General features: G+C 49.0%; 18 protein-coding genes. 16 read left to right on the top strand and 2 right to left on the bottom strand.

Annotation, left to right across the window (positions count from 1 at the left end; genetic code table 11):
- Positions 1-72: 72 nt before the first annotated feature.
- On the bottom strand, positions 73-2,799 hold the full coding sequence (gene glnD / locus EOPP23_RS18385; RefSeq protein ID WP_153767455.1) for a [protein-PII] uridylyltransferase: 2,727 nt from the start codon (positions 2,797-2,799) through the stop codon (positions 73-75).
- Positions 2,800-2,920: 121 nt separating this feature from the next.
- Complete coding sequence (gene map, locus EOPP23_RS18380) at positions 2,921-3,718, bottom strand: type I methionyl aminopeptidase (RefSeq protein WP_153767454.1); 798 nt, start codon at positions 3,716-3,718, stop codon at positions 2,921-2,923.
- A gap of 494 nt (positions 3,719-4,212) precedes the next feature.
- Between map and rpsB the strand changes: the two genes are divergently transcribed.
- The 16 genes from rpsB (at position 4,213) to dnaE (ending at position 22,856) form a co-directional block, all read left to right on the top strand.
- Positions 4,213-4,998 carry a 30S ribosomal protein S2 gene (rpsB, locus tag EOPP23_RS18375; protein WP_153767453.1) on the top strand — a complete coding sequence of 262 codons (786 nt, stop codon included), beginning with the start codon at positions 4,213-4,215 and terminating at the stop codon, positions 4,996-4,998.
- Between the two features lie 269 nt (positions 4,999-5,267).
- Entirely contained in the window at positions 5,268-6,128 is an 861-nt protein-coding gene (gene tsf / locus EOPP23_RS18370) for a translation elongation factor Ts (RefSeq protein ID WP_153767452.1), read from the top strand.
- 154 nt (positions 6,129-6,282) lie between these two features.
- The gene (gene pyrH / locus EOPP23_RS18365) at positions 6,283-7,026 is read left to right on the top strand and encodes a UMP kinase (protein WP_153767451.1); all 744 of its coding nucleotides are present in this window, start codon (positions 6,283-6,285) and stop codon (positions 7,024-7,026) included.
- Positions 7,019-7,576: a ribosome recycling factor gene (gene frr / locus EOPP23_RS18360; protein ID WP_153767450.1), complete on the top strand. Its 558-nt coding sequence runs from the start codon at positions 7,019-7,021 to the stop codon at positions 7,574-7,576. The genes pyrH and frr overlap by 8 nt, the downstream gene beginning before the upstream one ends.
- A 154-nt stretch (positions 7,577-7,730) precedes the next feature.
- Positions 7,731-8,504, top strand: coding sequence for an isoprenyl transferase (locus EOPP23_RS18355; RefSeq protein WP_153767449.1), 774 nt, complete (start codon positions 7,731-7,733; stop codon positions 8,502-8,504).
- Positions 8,498-9,298 carry a phosphatidate cytidylyltransferase gene (locus EOPP23_RS18350; RefSeq protein ID WP_370514818.1) on the top strand — a complete coding sequence of 267 codons (801 nt, stop codon included), beginning with the start codon at positions 8,498-8,500 and terminating at the stop codon, positions 9,296-9,298. Before EOPP23_RS18355 ends, EOPP23_RS18350 begins: the two co-directional genes overlap by 7 nt.
- 2 nt (positions 9,299-9,300) lie before the next feature.
- Complete coding sequence (gene ispC, locus EOPP23_RS18345) at positions 9,301-10,488, top strand: 1-deoxy-D-xylulose-5-phosphate reductoisomerase (RefSeq protein WP_153767448.1); 1,188 nt, start codon at positions 9,301-9,303, stop codon at positions 10,486-10,488.
- A gap of 94 nt (positions 10,489-10,582) precedes the next feature.
- The gene (gene rseP, locus EOPP23_RS18340; RefSeq protein ID WP_153767447.1) at positions 10,583-11,959 is read left to right on the top strand and encodes a sigma E protease regulator RseP; all 1,377 of its coding nucleotides are present in this window, start codon (positions 10,583-10,585) and stop codon (positions 11,957-11,959) included.
- Positions 11,960-12,006: 47 nt separating this feature from the next.
- Complete coding sequence (bamA, locus tag EOPP23_RS18335; RefSeq protein WP_153767446.1) at positions 12,007-14,319, top strand: outer membrane protein assembly factor BamA; 2,313 nt, start codon at positions 12,007-12,009, stop codon at positions 14,317-14,319.
- Positions 14,320-14,510: 191 nt separating this feature from the next.
- Complete coding sequence (locus EOPP23_RS18330) at positions 14,511-15,008, top strand: OmpH family outer membrane protein (RefSeq protein WP_194842672.1); 498 nt, start codon at positions 14,511-14,513, stop codon at positions 15,006-15,008.
- A gap of 3 nt (positions 15,009-15,011) precedes the next feature.
- The gene (gene lpxD, locus EOPP23_RS18325; RefSeq protein WP_153767444.1) at positions 15,012-16,040 is read left to right on the top strand and encodes a UDP-3-O-(3-hydroxymyristoyl)glucosamine N-acyltransferase; all 1,029 of its coding nucleotides are present in this window, start codon (positions 15,012-15,014) and stop codon (positions 16,038-16,040) included.
- Between the two features lie 199 nt (positions 16,041-16,239).
- The gene (fabZ, locus tag EOPP23_RS18320) at positions 16,240-16,680 is read left to right on the top strand and encodes a 3-hydroxyacyl-ACP dehydratase FabZ (RefSeq protein ID WP_153767443.1); all 441 of its coding nucleotides are present in this window, start codon (positions 16,240-16,242) and stop codon (positions 16,678-16,680) included.
- Between the two features lie 2 nt (positions 16,681-16,682).
- Positions 16,683-17,498: an acyl-ACP--UDP-N-acetylglucosamine O-acyltransferase gene (gene lpxA / locus EOPP23_RS18315; protein ID WP_153767442.1), complete on the top strand. Its 816-nt coding sequence runs from the start codon at positions 16,683-16,685 to the stop codon at positions 17,496-17,498.
- Positions 17,498-18,658: a lipid-A-disaccharide synthase gene (lpxB, locus tag EOPP23_RS18310; RefSeq protein ID WP_153767441.1), complete on the top strand. Its 1,161-nt coding sequence runs from the start codon at positions 17,498-17,500 to the stop codon at positions 18,656-18,658. Before lpxA ends, lpxB begins: the two co-directional genes overlap by 1 nt.
- Positions 18,645-19,256 carry a ribonuclease HII gene (gene rnhB, locus EOPP23_RS18305; RefSeq protein ID WP_153767440.1) on the top strand — a complete coding sequence of 204 codons (612 nt, stop codon included), beginning with the start codon at positions 18,645-18,647 and terminating at the stop codon, positions 19,254-19,256. The genes lpxB and rnhB overlap by 14 nt, the downstream gene beginning before the upstream one ends.
- A gap of 90 nt (positions 19,257-19,346) precedes the next feature.
- Positions 19,347-22,856: a DNA polymerase III subunit alpha gene (gene dnaE, locus EOPP23_RS18300; protein WP_153767439.1), complete on the top strand. Its 3,510-nt coding sequence runs from the start codon at positions 19,347-19,349 to the stop codon at positions 22,854-22,856.
- The last annotated feature ends 99 nt before the right edge of the window (positions 22,857-22,955 follow it).

Raw genomic sequence — 22,955 nt, 5'->3', positions numbered from 1 at the left:
GCTTTCATGGCTTGTGCTGTTCGTTTGGGAGGTCAGGCTGGCAATCAATATCAATAGCCAGCCTTATTGGAGTCAGTGGCGAATCACATCTTCCTCGGAGGCCTGTTTCAAAACTTCTCGCAGTGTTTCACAGATACTTTCGGCAAAGTCAGGGTCGCTGATGGGCTGATTGTATTTATCGGTCAGGAAAAAACTGTCTTCCAGCTTTTCGCCAAAGGTGGCTACTTTGGCGTTGTGAACCTGAAGCTCTAACTCCACAAAGGTTTTTACCATTTTTGCCAGAATGCCAGGTCGATCCGTTGCTTTAACTTCCAGCAGGGTTCGCTTGATGCCGGGCATATTGCTGATAGTAATGCGCGGTGCGCGGGCAAAGTGTCTCAGCTGTCTGGGGGTGCGTCTTTGTACGGTGTCAGGCAGTTGTTCGGGGTTTTCCAGGCTCAGTTGCAGGTACTCTTTAATCTGCTTTATTCGTTCGATATTGTCGCCAATGGCGCTGCCGTCTTCTTCCAAAACGGTGTAAGTGTCAAGGCTGTAGCCGTCCGTAGAGGTGATGATGCGAGCATCCTGAATACTCAGGTGCAGTTGAGCGATGGCGTTAACTGTATCGGCAAACAGATTTATTCGGTCTTTTGTATAGATGAAGATCTGTGAGCCACTGTGTTCGTGGTCTGTGTCGGTTTCACGAGTCAGTATTATAGGGCTGTCGTCTGACTTGTGTAGATCCAGGTGCTCAATGATGCCTTGAGTTTGCCAGGCGATTTCATGGGGGTCGTGACGAGAGAAGTAGTCGTCATCAAGGTGTTTCCAGATATATTCAGCTTGTTTCGAATCGGTATTCTGAAGGCTCAACAGCTCGAAGGTTTCTTCCTGAATATCGATGATTCGCTCACTGCTGTCAGGCATGTTCTCGATGCCATTTTCCAGAACATGCCGAGTCAGGCTGTAGAGTTGTTGCAGTAATGACGAGCGCCAGCCATTCCAGAGGTCGGGGTTGGTGGCGTTAATATCCGCGACGGTTAGCAGGTAAAGGTGATTCAGGTTGTTGATGTTGCCCATCTTTCGGGCAAAATCATGAATAACGTCCGGGTCAGAAAGGTCCTGCTTTTGGGCGGTGGTTGAGAAGGTCAGATGTTCTTCGACCAGCCAGGTGATCAGTTTTGTATCCACGCGTCGCAAGCCGTGACGACGGCAGAAGATAGCTGCGTCCACTGCTCCAAGTTGTGAGTGATCGCCACCACGACCTTTACCGATATCGTGATAAAGCCCGGCAACTATGAGTAGTTCAGGTTTGCGAATGTCTTCGGCTATTTTCGAGGCGATAGGGTAGCGCTGCTCATTATCTTTATAGCTGAAGCTGCGCAGGTGTTTTATTAATAGCTGCGTGTGGGCGTCAACGGTGTAAGTGTGGAAAAGGTCAAACTGCATCTGGCCAATAATGCGACCGTACTCAGGCAGGTAGCGACCAAGAATGCCGTAGCGGGACATTCTTCTCAGGGTAATGCTGAGGTTATAGGGTGCCTGCAGAATTTGCAGGAATAACTTGCTGCAGCGAGGATCTTTTCGGAATACGGTATCTACACGATGACGGTTTTCACGCAGCAGTCGAATGGTTTCAGCCTTTGCACCGAGAATGTCTCTGTCCTGTGTCATTAGGGCAAAGAGTTCCAGAAGGGCGGGGGGGTGTTCCTCAAACACCTGATCGTGAGTCACTTCCAGATACTGGTTGTGCAATTGAAAGCGGCTGTTGACCGGGATGATTTCACGGTTGCTGTCGGCGTTCAGTATTTCATCGTCGAAGTGCTGAAGAATGATGTCCTTCATCTGCCCGACAATGAGTACGTTGCGGAAGTAACTCTGCATAAACTGCTCTACAGCCATTGAACCTTCGTGGTCCACGTAACCAAAGTGTTCGGCCAGTGTTCTCTGGTGATCGAACAAAAGACGATCTTCCCCGCGACCGGTTAAATCATGCAATGCCCAGCGAACTCGCCACAGGAATGCACGACACTTTACCAGTTGTTCGTACTCCGACTGGGTGATGAAGTTCAGTTCAGCCAGTTCACGAGGGTTGTGTGTTCCGTAATGGCGACGGGCAATCCAGCCGATCATATGGAGATCTCTGATGCCGCCAGGCGAGCCCTTGATATTGGGTTCCAGAGAGTATTCGGTGTCGGCGTATTTTTTATGGCGTGACTTCTGTTCGTCAAACTTGGCTTGCAGATACTCGGTGCTGGGCCACATGTACTGAATGCTGATGGCTCGTTCAAGCTGGTGGTGCAAGTTGGCGGGATCGCTCAGTGATCGGGATTCCATCATATTGGTGATGATGGTCAGGTCATCTTTGGCCTGATTGGCGCACTCTTTAACAGATCGGACGCTTGAGCCTACTTTTAACCCTATATCCCAAAGCAGAGTCAGGAAGGACTCAATGCTGTCCCGATGGCTCTGGTAATCTTCGGAATCAAGAAGAAGCAGAATGTCTATGTCGGAACCAATATGGAGCTCGCCCCGGCCATAACCACCAACAGCCAGAAGGCTGATTTTGGGTGGAGCACTCCAATCCAGTTGCTGCCAGGCCGTGGTTAATAGCTGATCAATAAACCAGGTATTGGCGGCCACCAGAATTTCAATATCCAGCTCTTCGGAAAACCATTGGTTGAGCAAGGTAATGGCGTTGTTACGAAGATCTTTATAAAGAGGGATGGGGGTGTTTGAGGATTGAAGCTGGCTGACAAACTGCTCTTTATCAAACAGCTGTAGTTTGATCTTTTCGGGTATCGAGTGGCTCAATTCATTCATGCTGTAGTCAAAATTCGTTCTGTGGGTATTTTATTGAATTTTGCAGGTATTAAAGCACGAAGAGGGGAAAAAATCAGGAAAACCGGCGGTTGTGGTTATCCGCCGGTTGTTCGAAGTAGCCTTAGAAAGGCAGTACTTCGTCTTTACGCAGGGTTAGAATTTCAACGCCATCGGCAGTAACAGCCAGTGTGTGCTCCCACTGGGCGGAAGGGCGACGGTCCTTGGTGACGGCTGTCCAGCCATCGCCCAGAAGTTTGGTGAATTTCTTGCCGGCGTTGATCATAGGCTCGATGGTAAAAGTCATGCCTTCCTGAAGAATGCAGTCATTTTGTTCGCCGTAACCGTTGTAGTGCAGAACCTGTGGTTCTTCATGGAATACCTTGCCAATGCCGTGGCCGCAATACTCTTCTACTACGGAGTAGTGGTTGGCGTGGGCATGCTTTTCGATTACACGACCGATGTCACTCAAGCGGGCGCCAGGCTTAACTTCGGCAATGCCTTTATAGAGGCATTCCTGAGTGACTTTGCAGAGTTTCTGGTTGAACGGCTGTACATCGCCTACCAGGAACATTTTGCTGGTATCGCCATGGTAATCGTCTTTGATAACGGTGATATCGATATTAAGGACGTCGCCGTTTTTGAGTTTCTTGCCGCCAGGAATGCCGTGACAAACCACATGGTTCAAAGAGGTGCAGATAGATTTTGGAAAGCCCGGGCGGCCAGGGGCTGCACCATAGTTCAAAGGAGCAGGAATAGCGTCCTGAGTGTTGACGATGTAATCGTGGCAGATACGGTCAATTTCATCCGTGGTGACGCCGGGTTTAACATGTTCTTCAATCATTTCCAGCACTTCGGCGGCCAGGCGGCCGGCAATGCGCATTTTTTCAATATCTTCAGGCGTCTTGATGGTTACATTCATGCTTCTAAATTCTATGTTGCCAGAGTGTGAGTGAGGGTCGAAACGGGCCGGGTGAATCCGCCCAGCGGCACTCTTTAGAGTAGCTAGCAGCGCTCTCCATTACTGCTCTCTAGTAGTGCTCTATTGATACGCTCTACAATTTAACTGTCGGCATTTTACCAGAACTGTTTTGATATTGCGCAAGGGAACAAACGGATTTCCACGTTATTGGGGTAAAAGGCTTTGAGGTGGTCTCTTTTTATGGTATAAATCGCCGGCTTCGTATTCAGAGTTGTTTTTGGCCTTTTCTTGCAAATTGTTCAAAAGTGATCTGTTTCGAAGACATTTAATTTAATCAGTAGTAGAACTCACATGCATCGTCACATGATTCAGGGTGCCCGCTGAACTGCTTCGCGCTGCTTTAAGCTTCAGTTTAAAGTCTTAAGCGTTTGATCGTTTTTCGGGTTGAGCTCATGGGATGCGTGGAGGCCTAACCCTGTTACAGGAGATTTACCATGGCACAAGTCACTATGCGTGACATGCTCAAGGCGGGCGTACACTTCGGTCACCAGACTCGTTTCTGGAACCCAAAGATGAACAAATTCATCTTTGGTGCACGCAACAAGATTCATATCATCAACCTTGAGCACACAATGCCTGCGTTCAATGAAGCTATGAGCTTCATCCGCAAGCTGTCTGAAGGCAAGAACAAGATCATGTTCGTTGGTACCAAGCGTGCTGCGGGCAAGATCATTCGTGAAGAAGCTGCTCGCGCTGGCCAGCCTTTCGTTGCTCACCGCTGGTTGGGTGGCATGCTGACTAACTACAAGACTATTCGTCAGTCTGTACGTCGTCTGCGTGATCTGGAAGTGCAGGCTCAAGACGGCACTTTCGAGAAGCTGACCAAGAAAGAAGCTCTGATGCGTCGTCGCGATCTGGAAAAACTGGATCGTTCACTGGGCGGTATCAAAGAAATGGGCGGCCTGCCTGATGCTCTGTTCGTTATCGACGTTGAGCACGAGCGCATTGCTATCCAGGAAGCCAACAAGCTGGGTATTCCTGTAATTGGTATCGTTGATACCAACTCCAGCCCGGAAGGTGTTGACTACGTTATCCCAGGTAACGATGACGCAATCCGCGCTATTCAGCTGTACATCCGTGCTGCTGCTGACACCATTCTGGAAGGCCGTGCGGCTGCCAACACTGGTGCAGAAGCTGAGCTGGTTGAAGAAGCAGTTGTAGCTGAAGCCGTAGCAGCTGAAGCTAAAACTGAAGGCGGTCAGGAAGAAGCTCAGGCTTAATTTCTGATTGTTTGGAAAGAGGGGGCTTTGCCCCCTTTTTTCAGATTAGGCGTATTCATCTTTGATAGCTTGAATAGGCCGAAAAAATTTTGCATTCAGATATATAAGTGACATTTGTCATATCGGGAAGGTCTTTGACATCCGCTTCTGCAAATGCATAAGCTCGAAGACTTTTTCGTACAGCTGATTGCTGGAAATGCCGCTTCCTCATTTTGACGTTGCGGCATTTTGTGTTCAAAACTATTGAAAATTTTCGAGAGGATCCCTCCATGGCAGCAATTTCTGCAGCACTGGTAAAGGAACTGCGTGAGCGCACCGGTCTGGGTATGATGGAGTGCAAGAAGGCACTGCAGGCCGTTGACGGTGACATCGAGAAAGCCATCGAAGAGATGCGCAAATCCGGTCAGGCTAAAGCTGCTAAAAAAGCGGGTCGTACTGCCGCTGAAGGCGCTGTTGCTACCAAGGTGGCGGAAGACGGTTCCTTCGCTGTAATGGTTGAAGTTAACTCTGAAACCGACTTCGCTGCTCGTGACGAAAACTTCCTGGCATTCGTTGAGACCGTTCTGGGTGCTGCTTTCGATCGTAAAGAAGCTGACGTTGCTGCCTTGATGGCTGGCGAACTGGAAGAGACCCGTCAGGCTCTGATCCAGAAAATCGGTGAAAACATCAGCGTTCGTCGTATTAAACTGGTTGAAGGCGGTCGTGTTGACGCTTACGTTCACGGCAACAAGAAGATTGCTGTACTGGTTGCGCTGTCTGCTGGTGAGTCCGAGCTGGCTCGTGATATCGCTATGCACGTTGCCGCTGTTAACCCACAAGTGGTTAACAAGGAAGATATGCCTGCTGAACTGGTAGAGAAAGAGAAAGAAATCTTCAAGGCTCAAGCTGAACAGTCTGGTAAGCCTGCTGAAATCATCGAGAAGATGATCGGCGGTCGTATCAACAAGTTCCTGGCTGAAAGCAGCCTGGTTGAACAGCCTTTCGTTAAAAACCCTGAAGTTAAAGTGGGTGCTCTGGCCAAGCAGGCTGGCGCTACCGTAGAAAGCTTCGTGCGTTTTGAAGTAGGTGAAGGTATCGAAGTTGCGGAAGTAGATTTCGCTGCTGAAGTTCGCGCTCAGGCTGGACTGTAATCCTGATACTGGTTATTACTGGTTAATGGATGGTGTTCGGCTCTGCTTTTGTCATCGGCTCTACTTTTAAAGTCGGCTCTGCTTTTAAAAAAAGTGGTGTAACAAAAAGTGGTGCCGAGCGCTTCTTCTCCTGACTCTGACTCGGAAGTTGAAAATGCCGGCAAGTGATCGACAACCCAAGTACAAGCGTGTTCTGCTCAAACTCAGTGGCGAAGCCCTTCAGGGAGAAGGTGACTTTGGCATAGATCCCAGTGTTCTGGATCGCATGGCTCTGGAAATCGGCCAGCTGGTCGGTATCGGTGTTCAGGTCGGTATCGTGATTGGCGGTGGTAACCTGTTCCGCGGTGCTGAGCTTAGTGCGGCCGGTCTGGATCGTGTTACTGGTGATCATATGGGTATGCTGGCAACAGTAATGAATGCCCTGGCTATGCGTGACGCCCTTGAACGCTCTAATATTAATACCCGCGTAATGTCTTCTATTCCGATGAGTGGTGTGGTTGAACACTATGACCATCGTCGTGCCATGCGTCATCTGAATGATGGTGATGTAGTAATCTTTTCTGCCGGTACCGGTAACCCATTCTTTACCACTGATTCTGCAGCCTGCCTTCGTGGTATCGAGGTTCAGGTTGATGGCGTGCTGAAAGCCACCAAGGTCGATGGTATTTACGACAAGGACCCGGTCAAGCACGCTGACGCTGTTAAATTTGATCAGCTCACTTACGATGAAGTTCTTGACCGTAAACTGGGTGTAATGGATCTGACTGCTATTTGTCTGGTTCGTGATCAGAATATGCCGCTTCGTGTTTTTAATATGAACAAGCCGGGTGCCCTGTTGAATGCCGTTGTCGGTGGCGACGAAGGTACGCTGGTGACTGGGGGTGAACAAGATGATTGATGAAATTAAGCAGGACGCTGAAGAGCGTATGGGTAAAAGTATCGTCTCTCTTGACGGTGCCTTTGCTAAAATCCGTACAGGTCGTGCCCACCCGAGCCTGCTGGATACCGTAAGAGTTTCCTATTACGGTTCTGAAACCCCGTTGGGTCAGATGGCGAACATCTCTGTAGAAGATGCTCGTACTCTGGCTGTGCGTGTCTGGGAAAAGCAGATGGTGCCTGAGATTGAGAAGGCGATCATGAAGTCTGATCTTGGTCTTAACCCTTCCACTGCGGGTGAGGTAATTCGAATTCCTCTGCCAATGCTGACCGAGGAAACCCGTAAGGGCTACACTCGTCAGGCTCGTCAGGAAGCTGAAAACGCCAAGATTGCTATTCGCAATATTCGTCGTGATGCTATCGCTGATGTTAAAGAGCTGGAAAAAGAAAAAGAAATCAGTGAAGACGATGAGCGTCGTGCACAGGATGATATCCAGAAAGTGACCGATAGCTTTATCGCTAAGGTCGATGCTTCTCTGGCAGTAAAAGAAAAAGATCTGATGGCAGTTTGATCTGTCGTTGCAAGGCTGCTCGGTATTGATATCGGGCAGCCTTATGATAATCAGCTGCTAGTATCCCTTCTTTGAAACTTGCAATTTAGCGCAAGCTCCTGCACTGTTTATCGGTTATAAAATTTCATACAGATCAACAAGATAGTGAATGGTCATGAGTTCGCAAGTGGATATCGGCAGCCTGAAAGGAATACCGGCAGAGAAGTTGCCCCGCCATGTGGCCATAATTCTCGATGGTAATAATCGTTGGGCAAAAAAACGGTTGTTGCCAGGTTTGGCTGGACACAGGGCAGGTGTTAAAGCCGTACGTGAAGTGATTCAGGCGTGTGGTGATTTTGGTGTTGGAGTGCTGACACTGTTTGCTTTCAGCAGTGAAAACTGGAACCGCCCAAAACTCGAAGTTGATGGTTTGATGGAGTTGTTTCTGCGCACTCTGCGTAAGGAAACCAAAAGCCTGAAAAAGAACGGTATTCGACTTAAGATTATTGGTGATAAAGGTCGTTTTTCGCCAAGCATTCAGCAACATATAGCTGAAGCAGAAGCATTGACTGCCAATGAAGCGAAAGTAACCCTCGTTATTGCTGCCAACTACGGTGGTATGTGGGATATCGCTGAGGCGACGAAAACGCTCGCTAGAAAAGTAGAAAAAGGCGAGTTGCAGGCTGATCAGATTAACGAGCATATGATTGCTGGTCATTTGAGTACTTCTGAACTGCCTGCGCCTGATTTGTTGATTCGCACCAGTGGCGAGCAGCGAATCAGTAATTTCCTGCTGTGGCAATGTGCCTACAGTGAATTTTATTTTACCCAGACTTTGTGGCCGGATTTCGATCGCAAAGAGCTGGAGAGAGCCCTGCTGGCTTATGTCAGTCGACAGAGAAGGTTTGGTAAAACCAGCGAGCAGGTGGAGGCCCAAGGGCAGTGTTAAAAGAACGAATTATTACCGCACTTATTCTCGCCCCTGTTGCGTTGGGCTGTGTCCTTTTTCTTCCTCCGATAGCCTTCTCAGTGGTCATTGCTTTGGTCATTATGTTGGGTGGCTGGGAGTGGGCTAATCTGGCCGGTTTCAAAGAGGGTTGGCAGCGTTACACTTTTGCTGCTGTCATAGGTATAGCCTGTCTTCTGGCCAGTGTCATTCCTGAGGTTTGGGTGTTGGCAGTAGCGGTGATCTGGTGGCTGTTAGCCTTCTTTATGGTCAAGCAGTACCCGGAGTCTGCGCGCTATTGTGAAAGCCGCTGGTTACGCCTGGTTATGGGTGTTTTTACACTCGTTCCAGCCTGGACTGCGCTGGTTGAACTGAAGCAGGTCAGCCCTGATGGTTTAAGTATTATCATGGTGTTACTGCTGATTTGGGCTGCCGATGTAGGGGCTTATTTTGCGGGTAAAAGTCTTGGACGCCATAAGCTGGCAGTAAATGTCAGCCCAAAGAAAACCATCGAAGGTCTGGTCGGTGGTTTACTGGCCTCACTCTGTGTCGCAGCGGTGATTGGTCTTTATTATGATTTTACGTTCGCTCGCGGTTTGGGTTTTCTGCTGCTGACTATTGTGGTGGTTCTGGTTTCTGTGCTCGGTGACCTGTTTGAAAGCCTGTTGAAGCGTGAACGAGGCATTAAGGACAGCAGTAATCTGCTACCCGGCCATGGAGGAATACTGGATCGAATTGACAGTCTGACGGCTGCCATTCCTGTGTTTGCTCTGGCCCTGGTGGTCAGTGGGAGTTAAACATGCAGCAGGTGTGCGTACTGGGATCTACAGGTTCCATCGGTCTGAGTACTCTTGATGTCATAGCTCGAAACAGTGAGCGTTATCGTGTCCGGTCACTGGCAGCGGGGCGTAATCACGAGCGAATGCTTGAGCAGGTTAAACAGTTTAAACCTGATTATGCCGTTATGGCTGATCCGAAAGCGGCTGAGCAGCTCAGGCTGTCAGTTAAGTCTGAGGGTTTGGCTACAGAAGTGCTTTCCGGTAGTCAGGCTGTTGCTCAGGTAGCTGCTGACTCCGACATTGATGTTGTTATGGCTGCTATTGTTGGTGCGGCGGGCCTGTTGCCGACGCTGGCTGCAGTGAAGGCGGGTAAGAAGGTTCTGCTGGCTAATAAAGAAGCGCTGGTTATGACCGGTGCTCTCTTTATGGATTCTGTCAAAGAGTCTGGTGCTCAGTTGTTGCCGATCGATAGTGAACATAATGCTATTTTTCAGTGCATGCCCCATGGTTATCAGAATGGTCTTGCCCAGGTTGGTGTGCGCAGAATCTTATTGACGGCATCCGGTGGCCCTTTTCGTGAGGCTCCGGTAGATACCTTTGCCTCAGTAACGCCTGAGCAGGCTTGTGCTCATCCCAACTGGAGTATGGGGCGCAAAATTTCTGTCGATTCTGCCACCATGATGAACAAGGGGCTGGAATTTATTGAAGCCTGTTGGTTGTTTGGTGCCAAGCCGTCTCAGGTGGAAGTGGTGATTCACCCGCAGAGTATTATCCACTCTCTGGTCGACTACAACGATGGTTCGGTACTGGCGCAGATGGGTAACCCTGATATGCGTACACCTATTGCCCATGCTCTGGCATGGCCCGAGCGTATTCATTCCGGTGTGGCGCCTTTGTCCCTGGCAGATGTGGGGCGACTTGATTTTCAAAAGCCGTGCATGGATCGTTTCCGTTGTCTGAAGCTGGCGCAGGATGCGGCCGAAACAGGGGGTACAGCTGCGGCGATGTTGAATGCGGCGAACGAGCAGGCAGTCGAGGCGTTTTTAAACAAAAGTCTGAGATTTGATCGCATTCCTGACGTGATCGATGCTACTCTGCAAACATTGCAAATCAATGGTGCCGGAGATGTTGAGCAGGTACTGGATGCAGATCGCAGGGCCAGAGTTCAAGCTCAAAACGAGATTGATCGCTGGCAGCGAAGTGCCTGACTGTAATACCAATAACAGATGAGTGTGATCAGGTCTGTAGGCTGGTTTCCAGCAAACCAGCGCCTGATCGCAGCGGAAGGAAATTAATCTCAAGATGATTCTTGGAAGCCTGCAGACCATACTGGCCTTTGTAATTACTCTCGGTATTCTGGTCAGTATTCACGAGTTTGGACATTTCTGGGTTGCACGACGTTGTGGCATAAAAGTACTCAGATTCTCCGTGGGTTTTGGTACCCCGCTCTGGCGAAAAACGGATCGCCATGGTACTGAGTTTGTTGTGGCTGCCATTCCTCTGGGCGGTTATGTCAAAATGCTGGACGAACGTGAAGCGCCGGTATCTGATGATCAAAAACACCTCTCCTTTAACAGCAAACCGGTTTTGTCTCGTATTGCGGTGGTTGCTGCAGGTCCCATTGCTAACTTCCTTCTTGCGATTGCTGCGCTCTGGCTGATGTATGTCATTGGTGTCAAAACGGTATTGCCGCAGGTTGGTGAGGTCGTGCCTGAAAGTCCTGCTGCAATCGCAGGCCTTCAGCCTGGTGATGAAATTCTGGCAATTTCCAGTGAAGAAACACTGAATTGGCAACAGGTTAATATGGAGCTGTTGTCGTATATTGGCGAAAACCGCTCCCTGGATTTCGTCGTCAGAGAGGGTGTGCTGGGGCAGAAGCCTGCAGGTAGCGAATATGTGCGCCCGGTTAGAATTGAGAACTGGTTGGTCGGCCAGGAGTCCATAGATCCTATTAAATCTTTGGGTATTGTTCCTTACTCGCCTTCTATTCCTGCGGTTATTGGTCAGGTTGCACCGTCCGGTGCGGCTGAGAAAGCAGGCTTGCAGGTAGGTGATAAAGTTGTTGCCATGAAAGGTCAGATCGTCGAAGACTGGCTGGCCTGGGTGAAACTGATTCGAGTCAGTGCCGGGCAGCGACTTTCTGTTACGGTAGAGCGAGATGGTAGTCGGATTGATCTGCAACTGACGCCCGGTACAAAAGACGTAGGCGGGCAGACGGTTGGTTATATTGGCGCAGGCGTTCAGTCTATAGGCTGGCCGGAAGACCTAGTCAGAACCATTCAATATAATCCAGCTTCCGCTGTTTACCAGGCCACAAAGACTACAGCAGCTCTTACCGGCATGACGCTGGAGTCGTTATGGAAAATGGTTGCGGGTCTGGTTTCAGTGAAAAACTTGAGCGGACCTATAACCATTGCTAAAGTGGCTGGCGCGTCCTTAGAATCGGGACTTGAGAATTTTCTCTATTTTCTGGCTATGTTGAGTGTCAGTCTCGGGGTTTTGAACCTGTTACCCATACCTGTACTTGATGGTGGGCATCTGTTGTTCTATCTGATCGAGTGGGTAAGAGGCAAACCTGTGTCGGAAAAGGCTCAGATGATTGGGCTGAAAATTGGGGTGACGCTGGTAGTGAGTGTAATGATACTGGCTCTTTATAATGATCTGAGTCGACTGTTTTGATGCAAGCAACCAGAGTTAAAAACAACCACGGACAAAGAACGGATTCCATGAAGCGATCACTGTTGTCTCTGCTGATTGGCTCGATGGCCTATGCATCAGGCGCTAACGCATTTGTTGTGTCTGATATCCGGATTGATGGCCTGCAAAGGGTATCAGCCGGAACGGTATTCAATTCATTACCTATCGAAGTCGGAGATGATGTTGAATCCGTGCAGGTGTCCAACGCCGCCAAAGCCCTGTTCAGAACGGGCTATTTTAAAGATATTCAAATGGGTCAGGACGGTGATGTTCTGATCGTTTCAGTGGTGGAAAGGCCTTCCATCAGTGAGATTGTTATTAAAGGTAATAAGGCCATTAAGTCCGAAGACCTGAAAAAAGGTCTGGGGCAATCCGGTCTGTCTGAAGGTGAGATTTTCCAGCAGGCGACTCTGGAAGCGATTCGACTTGAGCTGGAGCGTCAGTACGTTTCACAGGGTCGTTACGGTGCCAGTATTACCGCTGATGTTGAAGCTCAGCCCCGTAACCGGGTCAAGCTGACCATTAATGTCAAGGAAGGCAAGGTTGCTACCATTCAGCACATCAATGTTGTTGGTAACACCGTCTTTCCTCAGGAAGATGTTATTGATCTGTTTGAGTTGAAGAAGTCTGGCTGGTTCAGTCTCTTTGGTTCCAGCGACAAATATTCCCGTGAAAAACTGTCCGGCGACCTTGAAAGGCTGCGTTCCTACTATCTTGATCGTGGCTATATCAATTTCAATATTCGTTCTACGCAGGTATCTATTAGTCCTGACAAGCAGAGCGTTTATATCACCGTCAACGTTGATGAGGGTGATAAGTACACAATCAACGACGTTAAGTTGTCCGGTAATATTATCATTCCGGAAGAAGAAGCCGAGCTTCTGCTTCTCGCTAAAAAAGATCAGATCTTCTCTCGTCGTGTGATTACGACAACAGAGGAAATTCTGAGTCGTCGTCTGGGTAATGCTGGTTATACCTTTGCCAACGTAACCGGTATTCCTACTCCGGATCATGAAAACAAGACCGTTTCCCTGACCTTCTTTGTTGACCCAGGTAAGCGTGCTTACGTTCGCAGAATTAACTTCTCTGGCAATACCAAGACAGAAGATGAAGTACTGCGTCGTGAAATGCGTCAGATGGAAGGCGCTTCTGCTAATACCCAGAAGATTGAGCAGTCCAAGGTGCGTCTTGAGCGACTGGGCTACTTCAAGGACGTGACCGTTGAAACACCACCGGTCCCAGGTACCAGTGATCAGATTGATGTCAACTACACCGTTGAAGAGCAGCCTTCCGGTAGCATTACTGCCAGTCTTGGTTTCTCTCAGTCCGATGGTTTGCTGTTGGGTGGATCCATCAGTCAGAGTAACTTCCTCGGTACCGGTAACAAAGTAACCGTAGGTCTGAACAAGAGTGATGTGAGTCAGCTCTATAACTTCAGTTTCACTGATCCTTACTTTACGGTTGATGGCGTAAGTCGTGGTTATAGCCTGTTTTATCGTTCTTATGACTACGATGATACAGATATTTCCAACTATGCGACGGATACCGCCGGTGCGGATGTTCGTTTTGGCTATCCGTTGTCTGAAACCGAGTCCATCAGCTTCAGTGTTGGTATCGATAACACCAAGATCACCACAGGTACATCAACACCTGATTACATCACCAGTTATCTGAACCAGGAAGGAAAGACCTTTACTAACGTCAAGACAACCCTTGGTTGGTCTGAATCTGAATTGAATAGAGGTCTGTTGCCGACTCGCGGTTATTCTCAGAGCGCTTCTGCGCAGGTAACCATCCCGGGTTCTGATCTGGCGTTCTATAAGCTGGTTTATCGTGGACAATATTTCCAGCCATTGACAAGTGACTTTACGGCTCGTTTTGCGACGCGTGTCGGTTATTTGGGAACCTATGGAAAAACTGAAGATGTGCCGTTTTTCGAGCATTTCTATTCCGGTGGTTTTGGTTCCGTGCGTGGCTTTAAAGACAACTCTCTAGGCCCTAAAGCTAAAGAGAAAAATGGTACAAACTTTAACTCTATTGGTGGTGACTTTGTCTTTGAGGGAACTGCAGAAATTCTGTTCCCATTGCCTTTTGTTAAAGATCAGCGTTCTCTGAGAACCAGTGCTTTCTTTGACTTTGGTAATGTTTACGATACTCAGTGTGCAGCAGGTGTTATTGACTGTAACAAACCAGATTTTGGTGAACTTCGTTACAGTGCGGGTATTGGCTTGACCTGGATTACGCCGCTGGGACCATTAACGTTCAGTCTTGCGAAAGCGCTGAATGCCAAGTCTCAGGATGAAACACAAGTATTCCAGTTTTCTCTGGGTGCTCCTTTCTAAGTAAGACAGCTCTGAGCTAAAAATACGGCTACCGATGGTCAATCGGTGGCCGTATTTTCAATGTAAAAAGATGCGAATAAGTATCTTTTCATTATAATGACCTTCATTCTTAATCATTTTGTCGCTATAGCTGCCTATTTTCTGCGATAAAAATGGCTAAACTGGATAATTCAAAAATCAGGAGAATTCTTTTGAAATCCTTACGACTGGCGTTTGTTGCCCTGATGTTCCTGGCTCCTTTGGCTCAGGCTCAAAAAGTAGCAGTGATTGATTCTGAAATGGCTGTTCTGCAGTCTGATGCTGCCAAAAAGTATGCTCAGGATGCCGAGAAGCTGTTCGCTCCGCGCATCACACAGCTGCAGTCACTGCAGGCTGACCTGAAAGCAATGGAACAGAAGCTTCAGAAAGATGGTCCAACACTGACTGAGTCTCAGCGTGATTCCCGTCAGCTGGAAATGAAGCGTAAGGTTGAAGACTTGCGATTGCAGGATCGTCAGCTGCGTGAAGATAAAGGTCGTTCCGATCAGGCTGAATTGGGCAAACTGCGTCCTAAGCTGGAAAAAGCGATTGAAGAAGTTTCTAAAGAGCAGAACTATGATCTGGTTCTGGAGCGTGGTGCGGCACGTTTTGTAAAGCCTGAATTTGATATCACCCGTAAGGTTATCGAACGCATCAACAAGATGAAGTAAGTAATGACGCAGTGTTTTTCTTTTACCCTTGCGGATCTGGCTGCACAGCTTGATGCAGAGCTTAAAGGCGATGGTGCTCTGGTGATTGAAGGGTTGAACACTCTTCAGGATGCCAGTGCAGGTGAACTCGCCTTTCTGGCAAATCCTGCTTACGCTCGTTACCTGGACACGACAGGGGCTTCCGCAGTTATCATGTCGGCTTCTCAGGCAGAAAGCTGGCAAGGCAATGCTCTGGTGCTCGATAACCCATATCTGGGCTATGCCAGACTGTCTCATTTGTTTGATACTGATAAGACTCCGGCTGCAGGTGTTCATCCTTCAGCTGTGGTCAGCTCTGACGCAGTCATTCATGATTCTGTTGCTATTGGTGCCAACGTTGTCATTGAAGCAGGCGTTCAGCTTTCTGAACATGTCCGTATTGATGCCGGTGCTGTTATTGGTCATGACACGATTATTGGTAAAGCGACTCGAATTGGTCGCAATGCCACTGTCTGTCATGGTGTCAGTATCGGTGAACGGGTGATTATTCATCCGGGAGCCATTATTGGTGCTGACGGCTTTGGTAATGCTCATGCGGAAGGACGTTGGCATAAGATCGCCCAGATTGGTGGTGTGATCATTGGTAATGATGTGGAAATCGGCTCCTGCACCTGTATTGACCGTGGCGCTCTCGGTGACACGGTTATTCATGACGGTGCCCGCCTCGATAACCTGATTCAGATCGCCCACAATGTTGTGATCGGTCGGAATACCGCTATCGCTGCAAATGTCGGGATTTCCGGCAGTACCCGGATCGGTGCTAACTGCACTATTGCGGGTGCTGCGGGTCTGGCAGGGCATCTGACGATTTGTGATGGTGTTCATCTGGGTGGCATGGCGATGGTCACCAAATCCATTAGCCAGCCCGGTGCTTATGCTTCCGGTACAGGTTTAATGGATGCGGGTGAGTGGCGTAAGAATGCTGTTCGTTTCCGTAAGCTGGATGATATGTCCAGAAAAATCAGACAGTTAGAAAAGAAGCAGGGCAACTAAAGAGATTTTGCTATTGTCGGGCTCGAAATGAGTAAGCGGGGATGTTGAACCTGTCAGCTCTTTTTGAGTCTCAGCCATGAGCTTTTTAATGTTAACGAATAGGGCTGGTTTTCCAGTCCTTTTTTGTCACAGGCTTCGGTCAAGGATGTCATGTTGAAGTCGAAATTGTTCTCAACCCAACTGAGTGAGTACCAAATTCATGGTCACCATTGAAGAAATAAAGGAAATTCTTCCCCACCGCTATCCGTTTTTACTGGTGGATAAGGTGCTATCAGTGGATCTTGAGAATAACACCATTGAGTGTGTAAAGAATATCTCCGTGAATGAGCCCCAGTTTACCGGGCACTTTCCCGATCACCCCATAATGCCGGGTGTTTTACTGGTTGAAGCTATGGCTCAAGCCGCCGGCATTCTTGGTTTTCAAATGAAATCCCGCGAACAGCTAGATAATACCATCTACTATTTTGCGGCAGCAGATAAAGTACGTTTTCGCCGTCCTGTCGTCCCAGGTGATCAGGTGGTGCTTTCAGCGCAGTTTCTCACTATGAAAAGAAATATCTGGCGGTTCTCCTGCGAGGGTCGGGTTGATGGTAAGATGGCTTGCTCTGCTGTAATAACCTGTGCAAGAAAGGAACTTTAGTCTTGATTGATTCCCGTTCCAGCCAAGACTCAACCGCGGTAACTGATGATTTAATCCATCCTACCGCTGTTATTGATCCGCAAGCCCAGCTGGCTGCGGACGTCAAGGTCGGTCCATACACCATTATCGGTGCTGACGTAGTAATTGAATCCGGGACCGAGATAAAAGGTCACGTTGTGATTCAGGGGCCAACCAGGATAGGCCGGAACAATCGTATTTTTCAGTTTGCCAGTGTTGGTGAAGAGTGCCAGGACTTAAAGTTCCATGGCGAGCCGACGGTACTGGAAATTGGTGATAATAATGTGATTCGTGAAGGGTGCACAATTCATCGTGGCACCATTCAGGATAACAGCCTGACGCGCATCGGCAGCAGCAATTTGTTGATGGCTTATGTGCATGTTGCTCATGACTGTATGATTGGCAGCAACAATATTCTTGCTAACAATGCGACGCTAGCTGGCCATGTAAAAGTAGGTGATGGTGTGATTCTGGGTGGTTTTACCACCGTGCACCAGTTCTGTGTGATTGGTTCCTACAGTATGAGTGCGGCTCATACGGCTATTTTCAAGGATGTGCCTGCTTTTGTTATGGTCAGCGGTAACCCGGCAGAACCACATGGTATGAACTTTGAAGGTATGCGCCGTCGTGGTTACAGTAAAGAGCTGATCAGAAATCTGCGTAACTGTTACAAGACTATTTACCGTCAGGGTCTGAAGACCGCTGAAGCCATTGATCGTCTTGAGTCCATGGAGGAAGGTCCAGAGCTGCAACTACTGATCGACTCCCTGAAAGCATCAACTCGTGGAATCGCCCGTTGATGAGCAAGTCTCTGTCTTTTGCCCTGGTTGCCGGAGAAGCCTCCGGTGACCTGCTAGGGGCGGCCCTGATCAAAGAAATCAAACGACACCATCCGGGTGCCCGCTGTTATGGCATCGGTGGTCCAATGATGATCGCTGAAGGTTTTGAGAGCCTGTTTCCTATGGAGCGGCTCTCTGTGATGGGTCTGGTCGAAGTGCTGGGGCGTTTGAAAGAGCTTCTGGGTATTCGTAAACAGCTTCGTGAAACCTTTATCACTGACAAGCCCGATGTGTTTATTGGTATTGATGCACCGGATTTTAATCTTCCGCTTGAACGTATGTTGAAGTCTGCGCAGATTCCAACGGTTCATTATGTCAGTCCTCAAGTCTGGGCATGGCGTGAAGGTCGGTTGAAGAAAATTCGTCGCTCTGTCGACCATATGTTGGCACTGCTGCCTTTTGAGGCGGAGTATTATCAGGGGCATGGCGTTCCGGTGACCTTTGTAGGTCATCCACTGGCTGATCAGGTCACGATGAGTCCCGATGCGTTGGTCGCCAGAAAAGCGCTTGGCATTGCTGTTGATAAGCCTGTTGTTGCTCTGCTGCCTGGTAGTCGAAAGGCAGAAGTGGCCCGGCTCGGTGCTTTGTTTCTGGAAACAGCAAGACGTTTGAAAGAGCAGAAGCCGGATCTTCAGTTTGTTATTCCTTGTGCCAGTGATAAACGTAAGCAACAGTTGTTGCCTATGTTGGAACAATATCCGGATATTGAAGTCACCGTTGCCGTGGGCGAAGCTTCCAATATGATGGCTGCAGCTGACGCGATTCTGATTGCGTCCGGTACGGCAACACTGGAAGCTGCTCTGCATAAACGACCAATGGTGATCAGTTACAAGATGGCATCGCTTAGTTTTGCCATTCTCAGCAGATTGGTCAAAGTTGAGCATGTTGGCTTGCCCAACCTTCTGGCTTCCGATCCCTGTGTGCCCGAGCTGCTGCAGGATGACGCAACACCGGAAACTTTATCGGATGCCATGATGACCGCTTTGTCTGATGATAGTTGGCGTGAGCATTTGATTGAAGAATTTACCGGTATTCATCAGACCCTTAAGCGTGATGCCAGTGCTCTCGCGTATGAGGCGGTGATGTCGGTGGTAGGGAAATACGACAATGCAACAGTCTGAATTTGATCTGTTTGAAGCTCCGGTCGGTGATCTGGTCTGTGGTGTCGATGAAGTAGGGCGTGGCCCTTTATGCGGTGCTGTTGTAACGGCCGCTGTTATTCTCGATCCAAAACAGCCTATTGAGGGTCTCAACGATTCCAAGAAGCTGTCTGAAAAAAAGCGTGATGCCCTGTTCGATGAGATCAAGGCAAAAGCGCTGAGCTGGTCGATTGGTCGTGCAGAAGTGGAGGAAATTGATGAGCTCAATATTCTTCACGCCACTATGTTAGCAATGACCAGAGCGGTAGAAGGTTTATCGGTTAAACCTGATCTTGCTTTGATTGATGGTAACCGTTGCCCAGATCTGAGTTGCCGTGCAGAAGCGATAGTGAAAGGAGATGGTCGTGTTGCGGAAATAAGCGCAGCTTCCATTCTTGCCAAGGTGACCCGTGATCGTGAGATGGAAGAGATGGAAAAACTCTATCCTGGTTACGGAATTGCCGGGCATAAAGGCTATCCAACGAAAGCACATGTGGAAGCACTGAAAAAACTGGGTGTAACCCCAATTCACCGCCGCTCGTTCAAGCCGGTAAGAGACCTGCTTCCCGAACAGGCTTAAAGCTCTACCAGCCTTAATTCAGTGGGGCTGGTATGCTCTCTATCACTGCTGTTAAACTGAATACTTCCTGATACTGGTCATAACTTCCCCATGCCTGCACGTTTCATACATCTGAGACTTCATACCGAATTTTCCCTGAGCGATGGTCTGGTTCGCATCAAGCCGTTGTTAAAAGAAACAGCTGAAAAGAACTTTCCTGCCATTGCTGTTACTGACCAGTCCAACCTCTGTTCACTGGTGAAGTTTTATAACGGAGCACAGGGCGCTGGTATCAAACCGATCAGTGGTGCTGACCTCTGGGTATCGCACCCGGAAGAGGGGCAGGAGCCAGTCAAGATGGTTCTGCTTTCTATGACCGAGAAAGGTTATAGAAACCTGACCGAGCTGATATCCCGGTCATTTCTGGAGAATCAGGTTCATGGTAAAGCCATCGTTAAGCGGGAATGGATTCGTGAAAAATCCGAAGGTCTGATTGCGCTTTCAGGGGCCAAAGACGGCGATGTGGGGCAGGCGATTCTCAGTGGTAACGGCGAGCAAGCTGAACAGCTATTAACAGAGTGGATGGAAGCTTTTTCCGGTCGTTACTATCTGGAGCTGCATCGTACCTCCAGAGCCGGTGATGAAGAGTGTTTACATGGCTCTGTAGAGCTGGCGCAGAAGTTTAACTGCCCGGTTGTTGCCACCAACGATGTTATGTTCCTGCACCGTGAAGACTTTGAAGCCCATGAAGCCAGAGTTTGTATCGGTGAGAGTGTGACGCTTGACGACCCCCGTCGTAATAAACGCTACAGTGAAGAGCAATACCTGAAGACCGAAGAAGAGATGTTTGAGCTCTTCTCGGATATTCCTGAAGCGCTGGAAAACTCTGTCGAGATTTCCCGCCGCTGTTCTGTTTATGTTCATCTGGGTGAATACTTCCTGCCGGAGTTTCCGGTGCCGGACGGTATGACTATGGATGAGTTCTTTCGAAAGTTCTCCCATGATGGTTTGACTGAACGTCTCCAGACGATTCTCAAACCCGATGATCCGAACTATGCCGAAAGAGAGAAGGAGTACCGTGACCGTCTCGATTTCGAACTCAATATCATTTTGCAGATGGGCTTCCCCGGTTACTTCCTGATCGTAATGGACTTTATTCAGTGGTCCAAGAGTAACGGTATTCCGGTAGGACCGGGTCGTGGTTCCGGTGCAGGTTCTCTGGTGGCTTATGCCCAGAAGATTACCGACCTTGACCCCATCGAGTACGACTTGCTGTTCGAGCGATTCCTGAACCCTGAACGTGTTTCCATGCCCGACTTTGACGTCGACTTTTGTATGGAGGGTCGGGATAAAGTAATCGACTATGTTGCTCGGACTTACGGCCGTGATGCGGTCTCCCAGATTATTACCTTCGGTACCATGGCTGCTAAAGCGGTAGTGCGAGATGTTGCTCGGGTGCAGGGTAAATCCTATGGTCTGGCTGATCGTCTTTCCAAAATGATTCCTTTCGAAATCGGCATGACTCTGACCAAGGCTCATGAGCAGGAGTCAATGATTCGGGAGTTTCTGGATAATGATGAAGACGGCCGGGAAATCTGGGAGATGGCGCTCAAGCTTGAGGGCTGTACTCGTAACGTCGGTAAGCACGCTGGTGGTGTAGTTATCTCGCCGACCAAACTGACTGACTTTGCACCGCTCTATTGTGATGAAGCGGGCGAAGGCATTGTTACCCAGTACGACAAGAACGATGTCGAATCAGCGGGTCTGGTTAAATTCGACTTTCTTGGCCTGCGAACCCTGACCATCATCGACTGGGCGTTGAAGATGATCAACCCCCGTCGTCAGCAGCGGGGCGAAAGTGTACTCGATATTATGGACATCGAGCTGGAAGATAAACACTCATTCGATATGCTGAAGCGGGCGGAGACGACAGCCGTCTTCCAGCTTGAATCCCGAGGTATGAAAGACCTGGTGAAGCGTCTTCAGCCTGACTGTTTTGAAGATATTATCGCACTGGTGGCTTTGTTCCGTCCGGGACCCTTGCAGTCCGGCATGGTGGACAACTTTATCAACCGTAAACACGGTCGAGAAGAGTTGTCCTACCCCGATGCCCAGTACCAGCACGAATGGCTGCAGCCGATTCTTCAGCCCACCTACGGCATTATCCTCTATCAGGAGCAGGTAATGCAGATCGCCCAGGAGCTGGCCGGTTATACCCTGGGTGGGGCGGACATGTTGCGACGAGCCATGGGTAAGAAAAAGCCCGAAGAGATGGCCAAGCAGCGTTCTATCTTTGAGGATGGCGCAAAAAGCAAAGGTGTTGATGGCGAGCTGGCCATGAAGATCTTTGACCTGGTGGAAAAATTCGCCGGTTATGGTTTTAACAAATCCCACTCGGCTGCCTATGCACTGGTTTCCTATCAGACCCTGTGGCTGAAAGCTCATTATCCGGCTGAATTTATGGCGGCGGTAATGAGTTCTGATATGCAGAACACTGATAAGGTCGTGACCTTTATCGAAGAGTGTCGCGAGATGGAGCTGACGGTGTTGCCGCCCAATGTTAACAGTGGCGATTACATGTTCGGTGTTAACGACGACGGTCATATTGTTTACGGCCTTGGTGCTATTAAGGGCGTAGGTGAAGGTCCGATCGAAGCCATTGTTCAGGCGCGTCAATCCGGTGGCCCGTTCAAGGATCTGTTTGATTTTTGTGAACGGGTTGACCCCAAAAGTATTAACAAGCGAGTGCTGGAAGCGCTGATTCGTTCCGGTGCTGTTGATTTACTGGGGCCTGTGCCTGGTCCCAGGAAAACCCTTAATTTCAATCGTGCCGTTCTTGAAGCCAGTCAGCCAGAAGCTATTAAAGCGGCAGATCAGGCGGCCAAGAGTCAGGATTCCGGCCACAGTGACCTGTTTGGCGCATTGGTGCCAGCGGGTGAAGAAAAGGTCTATGACAAGTATCAGTCCGTTGTAGAATGGGCTGATAAACAAAGGCTGGTCGGCGAGAAAGATACTTTGGGCTTGTACCTGACAGGTCATCCGATTGATGAGTACGAAAGTGAAATAAAACACTTTATTCGAAACCGGATTCGTGACCTGCAGCCTGCCCGTGGTGAAACTCAGAATATTGCCGGGCTTGTCGTTGCTATGCGCATTATGAAAAATAAGCGTGGCGACAAGATGTGCTTTGTAACAATGGACGATCGTACTGGTCGGATCGAAGTGTCACTGTTTGCGGATACTTATGAGCAGTGTCAGGATCTGATCAAGATGGATACGGTGATCGTGATCGAAGGAGAGGTCAGTCACGATGATTATTCCGGCAGTTTAAAAGTCCGTGCCAAGCGAGCCATGAGTCTGATTGATGCCCGTAGCTTTTACGCTCGAAAAGTACTGGTGGAATTGTCATCCGAGCAGGTACAGCGTGATTTTACCAACCAGCTAACTGGGTTGCTACAGCAGCATCCGGGCAAGTTGCCAGTACAGATTAACTATACCCGTGATGATGCGGCTGCCAGTATTCAGCTGGGTGAGCAGTGGAGCGTTAGTCCTAGTGATGAATTGGTAACAACGCTTCGTAAGTGGCTGGGTAAGCAATCAGCCCGTGTCGAATATCAATAAATTGTCAGGTTAGTAGGCGTTCGATGGTTTTGGTAACGGACGCTTACGCTTTTTAACTCGACATGTCCTGCGCTTTTACGTATTTTTCTTGTCTATTGT

The organism is Endozoicomonas sp. OPT23 (genome assembly GCF_009653635.1).
Classification (GTDB): Bacteria; Pseudomonadota; Gammaproteobacteria; order Pseudomonadales; family Endozoicomonadaceae; genus Endozoicomonas_A.
Note: the sequence above shows the minus strand (reverse complement) of the source record. Positions and strands in the feature narration are given on the sequence as shown.

What these genes read in the sequence shown, in the direction of transcription:
- glnD (WP_153767455.1), bottom strand. Translation starts at nt 2,799, where the DNA reads ATGAATGAATTGAGCCACTCGATACCCGAAAAGATCAAACTACAGCTG.
- map (WP_153767454.1), bottom strand. Translation starts at nt 3,718, where the DNA reads ATGAATGTAACCATCAAGACGCCTGAAGATATTGAAAAAATGCGCATT.
- rpsB (WP_153767453.1), top strand. Translation starts at nt 4,213, where the DNA reads ATGGCACAAGTCACTATGCGTGACATGCTCAAGGCGGGCGTACACTTC.
- tsf (WP_153767452.1), top strand. Translation starts at nt 5,268, where the DNA reads ATGGCAGCAATTTCTGCAGCACTGGTAAAGGAACTGCGTGAGCGCACC.
- pyrH (WP_153767451.1), top strand. Translation starts at nt 6,283, where the DNA reads ATGCCGGCAAGTGATCGACAACCCAAGTACAAGCGTGTTCTGCTCAAA.
- frr (WP_153767450.1), top strand. Translation starts at nt 7,019, where the DNA reads ATGATTGATGAAATTAAGCAGGACGCTGAAGAGCGTATGGGTAAAAGT.
- EOPP23_RS18355 (WP_153767449.1), top strand. Translation starts at nt 7,731, where the DNA reads ATGAGTTCGCAAGTGGATATCGGCAGCCTGAAAGGAATACCGGCAGAG.
- ispC (WP_153767448.1), top strand. Translation starts at nt 9,301, where the DNA reads ATGCAGCAGGTGTGCGTACTGGGATCTACAGGTTCCATCGGTCTGAGT.
- rseP (WP_153767447.1), top strand. Translation starts at nt 10,583, where the DNA reads ATGATTCTTGGAAGCCTGCAGACCATACTGGCCTTTGTAATTACTCTC.
- bamA (WP_153767446.1), top strand. Translation starts at nt 12,007, where the DNA reads ATGAAGCGATCACTGTTGTCTCTGCTGATTGGCTCGATGGCCTATGCA.
- lpxD (WP_153767444.1), top strand. Translation starts at nt 15,012, where the DNA reads ATGACGCAGTGTTTTTCTTTTACCCTTGCGGATCTGGCTGCACAGCTT.
- fabZ (WP_153767443.1), top strand. Translation starts at nt 16,240, where the DNA reads ATGGTCACCATTGAAGAAATAAAGGAAATTCTTCCCCACCGCTATCCG.
- lpxB (WP_153767441.1), top strand. Translation starts at nt 17,498, where the DNA reads ATGAGCAAGTCTCTGTCTTTTGCCCTGGTTGCCGGAGAAGCCTCCGGT.
- rnhB (WP_153767440.1), top strand. Translation starts at nt 18,645, where the DNA reads ATGCAACAGTCTGAATTTGATCTGTTTGAAGCTCCGGTCGGTGATCTG.
- dnaE (WP_153767439.1), top strand. Translation starts at nt 19,347, where the DNA reads ATGCCTGCACGTTTCATACATCTGAGACTTCATACCGAATTTTCCCTG.